14 protein-coding genes and 1 riboswitch are annotated in these 14,418 nt (G+C 37.4%); of the genes, 2 read left to right on the plus strand and 12 right to left on the minus strand.

The features are described 5' to 3' along the window. Positions 1-104: 104 nt before the first annotated feature. The 9 genes from F7732_RS06380 to F7732_RS06420 form a co-directional block, all read right to left on the minus strand. Positions 105-1,382 carry a Glu/Leu/Phe/Val family dehydrogenase gene (locus tag F7732_RS06380; protein WP_151573106.1) on the minus strand — a complete coding sequence of 426 codons (1,278 nt, stop codon included), beginning with the start codon at positions 1,380-1,382 and terminating at the stop codon, positions 105-107. A 336-nt stretch (positions 1,383-1,718) separates the two neighbouring features. Next, on the minus strand, positions 1,719-2,303 hold the full coding sequence (locus F7732_RS06385; protein WP_151573107.1) for a genetic competence negative regulator: 585 nt from the start codon (positions 2,301-2,303) through the stop codon (positions 1,719-1,721). A gap of 145 nt (positions 2,304-2,448) precedes the next feature. Continuing rightward, positions 2,449-3,225 carry a metallophosphoesterase gene (locus tag F7732_RS06390; protein ID WP_151573108.1) on the minus strand — a complete coding sequence of 259 codons (777 nt, stop codon included), beginning with the start codon at positions 3,223-3,225 and terminating at the stop codon, positions 2,449-2,451. 402 nt (positions 3,226-3,627) lie between these two features. Continuing rightward, complete coding sequence (locus tag F7732_RS06395; protein ID WP_151573109.1) at positions 3,628-4,260, minus strand: CBS domain-containing protein; 633 nt, start codon at positions 4,258-4,260, stop codon at positions 3,628-3,630. 353 nt (positions 4,261-4,613) lie between these two features. Continuing rightward, complete coding sequence (locus F7732_RS06400) at positions 4,614-5,072, minus strand: YpbF family protein (protein WP_151573110.1); 459 nt, start codon at positions 5,070-5,072, stop codon at positions 4,614-4,616. Between the two features lie 74 nt (positions 5,073-5,146). Beyond that, entirely contained in the window at positions 5,147-5,860 is a 714-nt protein-coding gene (locus F7732_RS06405) for a LysM peptidoglycan-binding domain-containing protein (RefSeq protein WP_151573111.1), read from the minus strand. Positions 5,861-5,873: 13 nt separating this feature from the next. Further along, positions 5,874-6,464 (minus strand): CPBP family intramembrane glutamic endopeptidase, encoded by a 591-nt coding sequence (locus F7732_RS06410; RefSeq protein ID WP_151573112.1) that lies wholly within the window; start codon positions 6,462-6,464, stop codon positions 5,874-5,876. Further along, positions 6,461-7,975, minus strand: coding sequence for a RecQ family ATP-dependent DNA helicase (locus F7732_RS06415; RefSeq protein ID WP_151573113.1), 1,515 nt, complete (start codon positions 7,973-7,975; stop codon positions 6,461-6,463). The genes F7732_RS06410 and F7732_RS06415 overlap by 4 nt, the downstream gene beginning before the upstream one ends. Beyond that, complete coding sequence (locus F7732_RS06420; protein ID WP_151573114.1) at positions 7,972-9,030, minus strand: YpbB family protein; 1,059 nt, start codon at positions 9,028-9,030, stop codon at positions 7,972-7,974. Before F7732_RS06420 ends, F7732_RS06415 begins: the two co-directional genes overlap by 4 nt. Before the next feature lie 281 nt (positions 9,031-9,311). On the opposite strand from F7732_RS06420, the gene F7732_RS06425 reads away from it, so the two are divergent. Beyond that, positions 9,312-9,560 carry a ferredoxin gene (locus F7732_RS06425; protein WP_066444059.1) on the plus strand — a complete coding sequence of 83 codons (249 nt, stop codon included), beginning with the start codon at positions 9,312-9,314 and terminating at the stop codon, positions 9,558-9,560. Positions 9,561-9,655: 95 nt separating this feature from the next. Here F7732_RS06425 and F7732_RS06430 read toward each other — a convergent pair whose 3' ends face one another. Further along, positions 9,656-10,246 carry an ECF transporter S component gene (locus F7732_RS06430; RefSeq protein ID WP_151573115.1) on the minus strand — a complete coding sequence of 197 codons (591 nt, stop codon included), beginning with the start codon at positions 10,244-10,246 and terminating at the stop codon, positions 9,656-9,658. A 154-nt stretch (positions 10,247-10,400) separates the two neighbouring features. Continuing rightward, a riboswitch (FMN riboswitch) is annotated at positions 10,401-10,578 on the minus strand. Between the two features lie 185 nt (positions 10,579-10,763). Between F7732_RS06430 and serA the strand changes: the two genes are divergently transcribed. Then, entirely contained in the window at positions 10,764-12,338 is a 1,575-nt protein-coding gene (gene serA / locus F7732_RS06435; RefSeq protein WP_151573116.1) for a phosphoglycerate dehydrogenase, read from the plus strand. A gap of 93 nt (positions 12,339-12,431) precedes the next feature. On the opposite strand, the gene F7732_RS06440 is transcribed toward serA, so the two are convergent. Both F7732_RS06440 and F7732_RS06445 read right to left on the minus strand, forming a co-directional pair. Further along, complete coding sequence (locus F7732_RS06440; protein WP_151573117.1) at positions 12,432-13,244, minus strand: histidinol-phosphatase; 813 nt, start codon at positions 13,242-13,244, stop codon at positions 12,432-12,434. A gap of 128 nt (positions 13,245-13,372) precedes the next feature. Next, positions 13,373-14,329 carry a M23 family metallopeptidase gene (locus F7732_RS06445; protein WP_151573118.1) on the minus strand — a complete coding sequence of 319 codons (957 nt, stop codon included), beginning with the start codon at positions 14,327-14,329 and terminating at the stop codon, positions 13,373-13,375. Between the last annotated feature and the right edge of the window lie 89 nt (positions 14,330-14,418).

Consider the following 14,418-nt stretch of genomic DNA (forward strand, 5'->3'; position numbering starts at 1 on the left):
TATACGCAAAAGCGACGTGCTTAAAAGATAGAAAAAATCTCCCATCCATATATGATAGGAGATTTTTTAAATACATACAATGAATTCACATTAATTGTGGAAAATTAAATCCAGCCGCGGAACCGTGATGCCTCAGCCATTTTTCTAACACCAACCATATATGCAGCCAGACGCATATTCACTCGGCGAGTTTGAGCAAGATCATAAATATTGTTAAACGATTTACTCAATATTTTCTCAAGCTTCTCTTCCACTTCTTCTTCAGTCCAATAATATCCTTGGTTGTTTTGCACCCATTCAAAGTAAGAAACTGTAACACCGCCAGCAGAAGCAAGCACATCAGGAACAAGCAGGATGCCTCGTTCTGTTAAAATCTCCGTTGCTTCAAGTGTTGTTGGGCCATTGGCTGCTTCAACTACAATACTCGCCCGGATTTTATGGGCATTTTCCTCAGTAATTTGGTTTTCGATCGCTGCGGGAACTAAAATATCACAATCCAACTCAAGAAGCTCTTTATTTGTAATCGTATCATTGAATAATTTAGTAACAGTTCCAAAGCTGTCACGGCGGTCCAATAAATAATCTATATCAAGACCTTCAGGGTCATATAACCCGCCATATGCATCTGAAATTCCAACCACTTTAGCACCAGCATCATGCATAAATTTAGAAAGGAAGCTGCCTGCGTTTCCGAACCCTTGGACAACCACTCTTGCACCTTTAAGGTCAATTCCTTTCTTCTTAGCAGCTTCATGTATACAAATCGTTACACCTTTAGCAGTAGCCGATTCACGGCCATGAGATCCACCAAGCACTAAAGGTTTTCCTGTGATAAAGCCTGGTGAGTTATATTCATCTATTCGGCTGTATTCATCCATCATCCATGCCATGATTTGTGAGTTTGTAAATACATCAGGTGCAGGAATATCTTTAGTAGGTCCAACAATTTGGCTAATTGCACGTACATAACCACGGCTCAACCGCTCAAGTTCGCGGAAAGACATATCACGCGGATCACAGACAATCCCGCCTTTTCCTCCTCCGTATGGCAAGTCAACAATACCGCACTTTAAACTCATCCAAATGGATAGAGCTTTGACTTCTTTTTCTGTTACGTGAGGGTGAAAACGTATACCGCCTTTTGTTGGGCCGACGGAATCATTATGCTGCGCCCGGTAGCCAGTAAAGACTTTAACTGTTCCATCATCCATTCGAACTGGTATCTTAACCGTCATTAGTCGCATTGGCTCTTTTAAGAGCTCATATACTTCTTCCGGATAACCCAGCTTTTCCAATGCTTTATGGATAACTGTTTGAGTTGATTTTAAAACATCATGTTTGTCTTCATTGTTTTTATGATCAGTACCTTTATCGGCTACCATTTGTAAACCTCCTAGAAAAATCACTTTCTTTAGTTGTCCGCTTTCATGACATAGTATACACTTTTGATTGATTTATGCAAGAAGAAAAAACTTATTTTACGCATTTTTCTATCATTTTATGTAAACGCTACCAACGTTGATGCATCAAGGGAATTTTCAGTATATTCCAATGATTCTACCATCAGCTTCCGATAGTACTAGCGGCTTCTCTTCTTCGTCTTATTCCACTTTGAATTCCAACTGTGAGAGATCAAATATAATCATAAGCCTCCTCTCTAACAGCCAAGTGGAGGCTTACTGTTATCCAGTATTAAGGGCTGCTTTCTAAGATAGCACTCACCCATGAAAGTAATGATGTATATTTTGGATCGCTTTTTCTTTGATTATCGGCTTTCCATATTCAAGCAAATAATGGCTGGTAAGACTACTTAAACTGCCGTATTCTTCTGTTAAGGCAAATAATTGTTTTGCAGCTTGTGAAGAATCAGCCTTTAATATACAGAAATATTTGTTGTTCCAGTAGTAGATGCTTCCTTCATCAAAACCATTTCTATACAATGTCCCTGCAAGCAGGATAATGTCATCAAATTCTTTAAATTCATAGACGCTCTCTTCTGTGCTATCTATTGTAACTTGCATTTCAACAAAGCCTTCTTGCAGCAGTTCTTCTTCTTCAGTATGCTCTTCCATCGTAACGATCATAATCATCCCTTGTGCCTGCACAGAAAAGATTTCCACTGCAACTGATCCATATATTTCAAACCCAAAAGTTTCACTTGCTTCTTCTAGCATTTCATGAAATAACTGATGCCATTTCAGTGAATCTTTCCAAATATCCTCTTTTGTCAAACCTTTGTCTATTAAATCGTCCAAGGAAAGGAAAATTTTAATTTTGTTATAATTCAAACGTTCTAAGCGCATATTTATGCCCCCTGCTGAACCAACTCTTGCGATAGTGTATGAAAGAAATCTGAGATGGTGATTAGTCCAATACTGTCATATTTAACATTTCATCATTGACGTTGGCAAACAGGGATTTATGCTCATTTTAACACATCAGTTTAAATTAGAGATTTGAGTTTTTTATTGTGAGAAGATGAGTCTCAGCTTTTGCTCCTAGCCGAAGAGGCAGCGCGGTAGTGCCATATCCATTACTAATTAAAATGGTAGCGGTGTCCGCCTTTTTTATCTTCCCCTTTTCATACAAACCAAATCCTAAAAAATGAATTTGCCCTCCGTGTGTATGTCCGCTTAGAACTAAAGAAATACGATGATCATTCTTCAGTTTGCTCATAACTCTTGGTTCATGACTTACTAGTATTCTAAAATCAGCGTCTACTGCATCTTTTATCGCTAAATCAAGACGATCCTTTTTTAAGCTTATATCATTAATACCTAATAGCGCATAAGATTCATTAAACGCAGACTTGAAGGTAACAGCACAGTTATCCAATATTTTTACACCGCATTCGATTAGCAATGCATTCAATTTTTTGACATCAACCTCATAATCATTATTTCCCCAAATGAAATATACCGGCGCAGCACTCTTTAATTTCTGCAGATTCTCTTTCACTCTAGACAAAGGAACCTTTTTCTCCAGCAAGTCTCCGCCGATAATCACCATATCAGGCTTGGAAGCAGAAGCTTCGTTAATAATATCCTCATGGATTTTTCTCTTATGGATATCCGATATAAAGAAAATCTTAACTTCTCCGAACCCGATAGGAAAATCATCAAAAACTAATTCCTGATGCAGGATTCTATTGGCAAATGCCTCTTTTACCATATATAGAAGCAGAAAAATCATTAATAATACGAACAGCACGATAAAATAAATCATATGAACCCCCAAAAAGCTCTCAACGAGCGTCATCCATTTTCAATTGTCGTAAAAGCGACGAATGTTATGATTTTATCACACAATTTTTAAAAGTATAAAGAAAACTCGCCATCGTTGGCCAGCTTATTTGTAATTGACTATTTAGTGTATGTAGTGGGAAAGATGGAAGTTCCGGGGAGAATATATAATTTGCACCTTGTACAATTTAACTGTGGGGCTCTTCTTATCATGCTTAATTGCTGTCAAGAAATTCTCTTCTTGCAGCTTTTTCATCTATTATATTTTATTAATATTGAAGATTTTTTAAAAAGCAATAATAAAAAACGGATGATTAGAAAGTGTTATGTTCTAATCATCCGGATGGATAATATACTAACTATTTATGCCCCATCCCAGTGCCTCTTACATCTCCTGAATGCTTATAATTCTAAAGCCTGAGCTTTCCAGTTTTTTAGTAAACTTATCTATATTTTCATTCTTTTCTACTTTCATTACAATACGCCTTACAAGCTTATCTGTCTCATCAAAGGTTACTAAGGAGATAATATGCTCATGGAATTGATGAGCAATTTCTGCAAGCCGTGCAATTCTGCCCTCAGATTCAACTGATGTAAAAGCAATTCTTACTCCAGGTCGATTGGTCCCGAAAGCAGATTGAAACTGTGCGAGGACATCAAATCTAGTCACAATACCCAGAAACTTCTGATTTGGTCCTACTACAGCTAACAGCGGGAAATCTTTTAATTCCAGCAATGTGTTTTCAAATACTTCGCTTCCTTCTAAGTATTTGTCTACAAAAGTAACAATATCTTTTGCGAGCGTATTATTTAAATAATCTTCTTTCGATCCGCCTTTTGAGAAAAACGATTCATAAATATGATATCTCGTAACAATTCCAGCATATTGTTCGCCTTTTAGTACTGGAAGCGCATCAATTTTGTGTTCCTCCAGCTTCTCCAAGGCAGCTTGTAAAGTTTCATCTTCCTGAATAGTTATACATCCATGCTTAGGAATCATGCTATTTTTTACAAACATTAAAACCACCTCACCTATTCTTTTCAGTATATACGTATATTTCCACATAACCATGAAAATACCTCTTTTATGAGCTAAACTAACTTGAATTTCACATTTAATTCATAAATTATAGAGAAAGTTTAAAATTGATATTAAATGAATAAGTTTTCAACTGGCAGATACCCAAATATTAGGTTCTTTACCCTTTTGTATGCTGTAAACCGAGTGTCGGCAGAAATTAAAATAAAGTAATCTTTTCCTTCTGCTAATTCTTTTATGAATCATATAAGACAGATCCCTAAATAAAAATTTCTTAAGATTTAATGTTATTTCAAAATAAAAAAGAAGCTCAGCGCTTCTTTTTTCCTTCACTATTTATTTTCATGATATAAATTAACATCAAATGTTTTTTTCATCATTTCATATACCAAGTGGCGATTTTTCCATTCTTCTTCTTTCTTCCATAAATCCTTGCTCTTATCGATGATTTCACATCTTAAAGCATTAAATTCTTTATCCGCTTTTTCGCGTTTTTCTTTTAAGACATTCATAAAGCCGTATAAAGCAACGATAAAGACCAGCATATACATATTAAATGGCAAATGAACAAATGCTGAAAACATGGCTTCAAAAGAATAAGAGTATGGTTCCATAACATTCTTATATAATAAGAGAAGATATAAGAATGAAGCAATTACCACGGCCCACATTACATATAAATGCCCGAGCTTTAATTTATCAAATTTTCTCTTTTTATCCACGACTTTTTGCAGCATTTGCCTTGTAGCCTGATCTGTTCGGTGATCCAGTTCAATAATGGCTGTTTCCATCCTTACCCCTCCCTATTATCCGTACATCATATGAGCTTGTACGCTTAAATATGATCAATAAGGGGTAGTTAAGGTTATTGATTTAAAGGGATTTTTAAGACTTGTCCCGCTTGAATTTCATTGCTTGAAAGGCCATTAGCCTGCTTAATGATTTCTACACCATCTGGAGAACCATAATAGTTCATGCTGACCCGAAACAATGTTTCACTTGCTTTCACAGTATGATAGACGATTTTCCCTTCTGCTGGTTCACTATTTTGCTTATTGCTCTCATTTGTAATTTCGTCTTGCTGCTTATCGGTCTCGTCTGCTGGTTCTTTTTGATTGTTCTGTTCAGGTTTATTAGATGAATCTGGTTCAGAGGGCTGTTCAGCCGGATCAGCTTTCTGATCTTGATCCTCAGTTTGCTGCTTGTCCTCCTCTGGCTGTTCTTCATTGTTCTCGTCCATTTGTTCATCTATTTCAAAAATCACTTCATTTTCATTCCCATTGTTTTTCCCGTAATCAAATGTTTCAAAGCCTGAAGAAGCTGTCGTCGTTTCACTATCTCCCCAATTCGCATACGTGTACACAGTAAAAATAATAATTGGAAGCAAAATAAAGAATAGGGCAAGCAGCCGAATCACAGGGTATTTAACTTTAATGCCTTTTTTCGTCTTCTTGTTTCTATGCATTCTGCTCCGTGGAGGAAGCTCCTCTTTCACCACATCTGTTTTCTCAGCAGCTTTTTTGGTAATCTTTTTTCGCAGCCTTTCTGCTTGATCTCTATATGGACCCTCTTTATTCATAAATCATCCCTGCCTATACTGAATTATTCGTGTTTTTACCATACTTAATGATGACCCCAAGTATAAAATCAATCAAAAAATGCATGAAAATAGTCACAAATAAATTTTCTGTTATAACATAAATATAACCAATAAAAAAACTGAGTGCCACAATATTTAAAAATAAATACCAGTGAAATAAATATCGAAAATGAATAAGTGCAAAAACAGCACTTGAGATGATAAGCCCGAAATGAGTTTGTATGATACCGCGGAAGAGGATCTCTTCGCTTATGGCCACAACGAGTGAAATCACTGCGATGTGCCATACAGGACGCTTGCTGAAAATTTTTGCATTCAATCCGCCATCATCATAATAAGATTTCGGCAGAATCTTCATCATTATAGTATCAAAAAGAACAACAAGAATACCCGCTCCGCCGCCAATTAACACGATTTCTTTAATATCCCATTTAAACAGAGCGAACATTTCACTGTATTGGTCAAAAAATATCCAAGCTAATAACGCTGAAAGTGCAAGTAGAATAACTTGCGTCAAATATAGGTGAAATACGAGCTCACGATCAGAAATTTCCTCCAATAAATCACTACGGCGATTATTCAATGCTCTCCCTCTCGTTTCTTCAGCATTATGTCTGCCAATCTTTCTTTCCAGTTGATCTCGTTATAAATGCTTTTTGTATTTGCTGCTTGTATGCGCTCAAATGGCACTAACGAAAATCCGCAATGATCACAGCAATCATTCATCTGCTGCTGCTCCGACTCTTCAAAATAATCTAGCAGCTGAAGTCTTCTGCACTTTTCCGAACTTATCCAATTGACCATTTCTTCAATTTTTCTTTTCTTGCTATCCAGTCGTTCCTTAATAAAGGTTTTAAATTTAGAACTGAACACTGAGAACTCATTACCGTTAGCCAGGCAATTCTTTAAGTAATCAAGGGTTAATCTAAGTTGAATTTCATTGAATCCGCAAATCAATGATAATTCTTCTTCAAACTCTGTCACATTCTGAAGGGTTGGTTTTTGTTCGTTCAGCCAGTTTTCAAGAAGGGATATTTGTGATTCATCCGGCAGCTCTCCTTCTATTAACTGATGCTGAAGCATTTCATCTCCCGCACTATAAAGCATATATGCAATAGAGGGATGACCGTCCCTCCCGGCTCGGCCAATTTCCTGCACATACGATTCAAATTGCATCGGCATATGAAAATGAATGACATATCGAATATTTTCTTTATTGATTCCCATCCCGAAAGCACTTGTGGCACATATAAGATCAAGCTGCCCATGCAGAAATTGCTGCTGAATGAGCATTCTTGTCTCCTGCTCAAGACCACCATGGTAAGGCATCACATTTCCGACTCCCTGCTGTTTTAAATCAGCAGCTATTTGCTCTGCCAATTTTTTACTTGAAAAATAAACAATACCGGGTCCTTGCAATCTTTTGGCAAGTTCGATTAAGCGATCCCTTTTTTCCCGATAATGCTGAAAGTGCTCTACAGCAATTGTAATGTTAGGTCTGTTAACAGAATAAATAATTTGTTCGCAATCCAGAATTGAGAGTGAATGAATGATATCCGCACGGACTTCACTTGTTGCCGTTGCTGTCAGGGCAACTGTCAAGGGATGTCCCAGCTTCTCGCGAATATAACCAAGCTTTAAGTAATCTGGTCTGAAATCATGGCCCCATTGTGATATACAATGAGCTTCATCAATAACAAACAAGGAGATATTTAGACTTTTCATTCTTGCTAGAACATTTTCTGACACCAGCATTTCCGGTGAGATAAAAATAAATTTAAATGTATTTAATTGTCTTAAAGCATTCAGCTTTTCATCAAAAGATAAAAAAGAATTAATGGCAATAACACTTTTTTCTCCATTTACTTTCAGCTGATCAACCTGATCCTGCATTAAAGAAAGCAAAGGGGATACAATAACTACTTGTCCATTTAGCATATAACCTGGCAGCTGATAACAGAGTGATTTCCCTGTACCTGTTGGAAGCATAGCCAGCGTATTTTTCCCTGCTAAAAGAGCGGTAATCACTTCCCTTTGACCGCTTCTGAAATGGCTATAGCCAAAACGTTCTTTTAATACTTCTTCAATCATCATAATGAGTCACCAAATACCGCAAGTACTAACCTTATCTCAAAATACTGTGCATGCGGAACAATCGTTTTAATATGTTTTAGCTGTTTCGATGTTACTTTTTTTACTGCTTCTGCTATTTCGGCCACATTTTTATCCGAAACAAATCTTCCTATTTCAAAATCAGGCTTGTTGAGTGCAAGTTCGACAATATGGTCCTCTATTGTGTTTCTCTTTAGCTTTCTAAAAGTTGCTATTTCTTCAATTGTGAACCCCTGCTGCAATAATTCTTCCGTTCTTTGCGCAGAGATGGTCATCGTAAATTCAGTTTCAGCAGACTGTGTTACTTTATTCAGTAATGGCAATTGAACAGGTTTCTCTTTTATCACCGTGAGCATAGTATGCAGAATACTTTGAAACTGCAGCTCAAAATAATCCTGGTCCATTGAATACTGTAATGCTGCCTGTTCTTTCGTAAGACCAATTGTCTCCGCTCCAGTCAGCCTGCTGATCAAGAATTCCGGCTGTATACTAGAGCTATTTTCAAGACAGTCGACCAGTTCATTAAAGACTTTTTGGGCAAGATCTTGTCTGTCCATCTTCGTGTCCTGCAAAAATTGTTTAAGCCATAAATGTGTTTCTTTTTTACGCTGAATCGGCAAATATTTAGAATAGCTATGCATGAGGTTTGAAATGACCTGTACGAGTAATGATAGCCTTTCCCAAAATACAACAGATAGTTGATGATATTTCCAGCCGTTTAAGTTTAAAGGCAGCGGCTGCTTTTTTAATTGTTCCTTTAATGCCTCTCTGCCCAGGTCAGTAAGACGATACTGAGAAGGTTCATATTCTAAAATCCATTTTTCCTTTGTCATTTCTGCCAGGTGCTGATCAAATTCCAGCCTTGTCATAGAAGGATATACACGAAAAAATGGTGTGAGCTGAAAAAGAAAAGCATCTTGGATAGTTTGGGAGGATTTTTTGCCATTTAATAAATGGAAAACAGAATAGACGGTGCGTTCATCTGCTATTCGCTGGAGGCAATATAGGATAATGCTCTTTTTATAACACCCAAACATTGTATTGTATCCCCTTATCAAATTTCGTATAAATTAAAAAGTGAACAGTTATCTTTTAAACCGTTACGATCATTGTATCATGAAAGAAAAAGGGTTGTTTAATGTAAGCGTTTTATTCGTTTGCAAAACACGAAAACCCTACTGTGATAAGTATTCTCAACATCTTTTTATTGAAAAGTTGAAGTTTCAGTTTTACAATAGGAATGAGGGACGAGATTCTGCAGCGCGCAGAAGAACAAGATATATTTCTTTTTTTAATTCATTCAGGAGGTTTTTTTAAGATGGCTAAATATACAATCGTTGACAAAGATACATGTATCGCATGCGGGGCTTGCGGAGCTGCTGCTCCAGATATTTATGATTATGATGATGAAGGCATTGCCTTTGTTACATTAGATGATAACCAAGGTACGGTTGAAGTTCCTGATGTTCTTATGGACGATATGATGGATGCTTTTGAAGGCTGTCCTACTGATTCTATTAAAGTGGCAGATGATTCCTTTGAGGGAGATCCGCTTAAATACGAATAAAAAAGGTTTCTTCTAAAATCTCCTTTCACCTGAAAGGAGATTTTTCTTTTAATGCGTAAATAAAAAGAGCAGCTTCTAAGGCTGCTCTTTTTCATTTAAACGGCACTTTTAAGTGCATTTTGACTTTGTTTGGTTATCCATACACTCATTTTAGAGTAGATCAGCATAAATACGGCTGCAATTAATAATCCTTTGATGATATTAAAAGGAAGGATCCCCGTAACAACCATGGTCCGCATTTCAGGAGCAGACATCGCAGGAAAATTCAAAAAGAATGTGTACGCAGGAAGAATCACTATATAATTGAGTACACTCATCATAATCGCCATGATGATTGAGCCCGAGATCAGTCCAATTGTCATTCCTTTTTTCGATTTAAGACGATTGAAAATATAGTAAACGGGAAGAACAAATAAGATTCCTGCCAGAAAATTAGATATATGTCCTACAGGAACTCCAGTAGCACTTCCTGTCATAAAATAATCCAGAATATTTTTAAATAATTCAACCAAAATGCCGGCCAGCGGTCCAAAGATTAATGCAGCGATTAGTGCAGGAATATCACTGAAATCAATCATTAGAAAATTAGGAAATGGCGGCATCGGGAAGTTCAGCAGCATTAATACATATGCGATACTGCTCAGCATTCCAATTGCTACAAAAGCTTTTACATTCAATTTTTTCATTTTTTCCTCTCTCCTTTTTAGGCTATCTCTCCTAAAGAAGAAAGGTTCAGCAAAGTAAGCGGCATTAAAAAACCCCCAAGTATGTACTTGAGGGAGAAATAGGCACGCTTTAATAAACGCTCAAAATCCTGCATTTTTTGAACGCTTGCGGAACCTCCATCTTCTCCCATCCAGACTGTACTGTCGGCTTTGGAATCGCACCAAATCCTGCTTAATTTAACGTATGGCATGTGAGTGAAGTGCATCATCACACCATACAATCAGGCTCGCGGGCTTAAAGCATTGCGCTTATCACCGCCGGTCGGGAATTTCACCCTGCCCCGAAGATAGACCATATTAAATTATCATACAGATACATTATACTGAAGAATGATCCTTTTGTGAAGAAATAAATCTCAGCCCAAGTGTTTTAACTCTTTAAAGCGTTTCCTTTTTACATTAGTGCATAATTTAAATTGACAGACTATTGGCGTTCTTGTAAAATAGTCAAAAAAATCGCACTCTCCAGGGGGATCTTATGTATACCGTATTAGTTTCAGATGCAATAAGTGCTGAAGGACTCAAACCGCTTCTTGACATGCCTAATTTAGAAATTATTCAGAGGAAAAGTGATGATCCATCCGTTCGTCTTGAAAGCGTTGATGCTTTGCTTGTCAGGAGTGCAACTAAAGTTACTGAAGAGCTGTTGGAGCAAATGCCTAACTTGAAGATTATTGGCAGAGCAGGAGTAGGTGTAGACAATATTGATGTTCCGGCTGCAACTAAGAAAGGGATCGTTGTCGTCAATGCACCAGACGGCAATACAATCTCAACGGCGGAGCATACCTTTGCCATGATGGCTTCGTTAATGAGAAGGATTCCACAAGCTTATGTAAGCGTAAAAAACACAGAATGGAAACGCAGTACATTTGTTGGAACGGAGCTTCACGGTAAAACATTGGGAATTGTTGGGTTAGGCAGAATTGGAGCAGAGCTTGCTAAACGCGCCAAGGCTTTTGGCATGACGATCACGGTTTTTGATCCATTTTTAACGAAGGAACGTGCAGCTAAACTTGGCGTTGAATCCGCATCACTAGAGCATTTGCTTCAATCATCTGATATTATCACCGTACATACACCACTCACTCCAGAAACCAAAGGACTTATTAATTCTAAAAGCTTATCACTCACCAAGAAAGGCGTATATTTTCTAAATTGTGCACGCGGAGGTATTATTGATGAACTCGCTCTCGCTGACTATATTGGGAGCGGACATGTGGCAGGTGCAGCACTTGATGTTTTTGAATTAGAACCGCCCGGAGAGCACCCGCTTCTTAAATTTGATCAAGTCATTGCCACCCCTCACCTCGGGGCATCAACAAAAGAAGCTCAATTAAATGTAGCTACTCAAGTTGCACATGAAGTCCGATTATTTCTTGAAGATATGCCTGTTTCCAATTCAATCAATTTACCTGCCATATCAAAAGACTTATATGCTAAGCTGCAGCCCTTTCATCAGCTCGCTAAACAAATGGGAGCGATTCTGTCTCAATGTGTAAAAACCGGTATTCATGAATTGAGCATCACCTATTCTGGTTCGGCAACAGACTTAGAAACACCATACTTAACAAAAGCGCTAATTTCTGGCTTTTTCAAAAACAGAATTGATGCTTATGTAAATGAAGTAAATGCCCTATTAACAGCAAAAGAGCGCGGCATTACAATTGGTGAAAAAATTTCTGTAGACGCATTTGGCTATTCTAATTGCATTACGGTGACAGCTAAAGGAGAAGACTTGGCCTTCACTGTAAGAGGAACATACATTGATCACTATGGTCCTCGAATTGTTTATTTAAATGGCTTTAATATTGACTTTCTCCCAGATGGAAACCTTCTATATATTCAGCATATGGACCGCCCTGGGGTCATTGGCCGCGTAGGAAAAATACTAGGCGACTTATCAGTCAATATTGCCACAATGCAAGTTGGCCGGAAAGAAGCCGGTGGAGAAGCGATTATGGTTTTATCATTTGATAATCCAATAGAGGAACAAACATTATCCGCTTTATCTAAATTAGAGGACATTGTATCCATTAATTCCATTTTGCTTTAGCGGATGCATATCACATTCTAATGTATCCCAAAAACTAAAAGCGCACTGCAAATTGCAGCGCGCTTTATTTTATTTTCTTCTCAATCCGTCTCGTTAGCCAATCGGGTATTCTTTTCTTTCTCCCTTTGAAAATGTCATAATTGATGTATAACCTATTTCTTTTGCAAGTTTCAGAGCTTGGTCAAAGTTCGCACCAACATGCTCTGGAAAATGGGCATCTGATGATAAAACAATCGGTATGTTTTTCTCGAAGCATTTTTGCAGCAGTCTTGGATCTGGGTATAGTTCTCCAACCGGTTTTCTTAACCCTGCCGTGCTGATTTCTACACAAGTTTTTGACTTCGCTAATGCATCAGTTGCCCGTTCATATTGCTCTAGTAAAAACTCTTCATCATCTGGTACATATTTAAATATTTTCACTAAATCAAGATGTCCTACGATATCAAATAAATTAGACTCTGCCAATGTTATAACCTGGTCAAAATAAGCCTTATAAACTTGAGCAACGTCTCTTCTGTCCCATTCTTTTCTGTACTCAGCTAAATCAATGCCGAAGTCACCTACCCAATGAATGGAGCCAATCACATAATCGAAATCATAGCTTTTGATAAATTGCTCCATTTCTTTATGCTTTCCTGGAGTATAATCCATTTCTATTGACATTTTGACATCTATATCATGGTTCCAAGCCTTCTGAAATAAAGCTTCATAGTCTGTCATATCGTAATAGCGTCTTTCATTTACCCATGGATTCTGTAATATATCAGCCGTCTGGTAAAAATGATAAGCATGTTCTGAAATACCAAAGCTTTCTATTCCAAGCTCTTTTGCCTTATCTGTAAATTTTGTTAAATAATCTAATGATAGCGTCCCGTTTTCCAAATGATTATGATAATCCGTGAGCATGTAATCTCCCCCTTAATTTAGACATCATTATACGCTTATCAGAAAAATCAGGCAATGGACAAGTTGAATTTCCTCACTAAAAAACTCCTGCTCTGTTGAAAAACAGCGGTTGAGCAGGAGAAAAAAGGTTAATTTGAGATCTTGATTCTTTCGTTTATTTGAATTGTATCGTCATTTAACATATTTAAATCTTTTAACTCTTGTACTGTAAGATTCTTCTCTTCAGCAATAGAAGACAAGGTATCCCCACTTTTCACCAAATAAACCTTATCAGGATCTATGTCGGGAATTGTTAAAATTTGTTCAGGTACAATATGATCTGAGTCTAGCTTGTTTGCCCCTTGAATGGAAATAACATCCATTTTATACTGAACTGAAATATCCCATAGGGTTTCACCGCTCTGCACAATATGGGTAATTGGCTCAATTTCCTCTGTCTTTTCTGCATTATTCTTTTCATTTTCTTCTTCTGATTCATGATCATAATTCTGTCCTCTTGAACCAAATTCATTGAGTACAGCTGCAGTTCTTATGTTAACAGCGGACTCCTCTCTTCCGAATACTTCGACTGAATCACCCAGTGATTCATGACCAAAAGCTAAAAATGGATCAAGAGCATTCTCTTTTTTATATGTCCATTCGTGTTTATGTATTTCGAAATGCAAATGTACGCCTGAAGAGTTTCCAGTACTGCCCATCCTGCCAATTACCTCTCCTTGTTCTACTTCATTTCCTTCTTCTCCAAGGCGCTCTTGTAAATGGGCATAAACCGTTTCAGTGCCATTCTTATGTTTGACAAAAATAACATGACCGTAAGAACCAGAATAATAGGATCTCGTGATCGTACCCTGATCAACAGCGTAAACAGGTGTTCCCGACTCTGCTGCTATATCAATCCCTTTATGTTTTCCATTTCTTGTCCCAAAAGTATCTGTAATAACTCCATCAGCTGGCCATATCCAGTGTGTTGTTTCACTCGTAATATTGAACGTTTCAGCTTTTATCGTCTTTCCACCAAGAAACAGCAAACTAACACAAAGCGCTAAACCCCCAGCGATTAATAAACGCTTTATATAATCCTTCAATGTTTTTCCTCCTAATTTTGACTGCAGCTTATCTTCGAAGCTTTAAGCACATATTTTCCAACCAAATAAAGCAGAAATTTATTTCAAAT

It is taken from the genome of Bacillus mesophilum, assembly GCF_008923265.1.
Taxonomy (GTDB): Bacteria; Bacillota; Bacilli; order Bacillales; family Cytobacillaceae; genus Cytobacillus; species Cytobacillus mesophilum.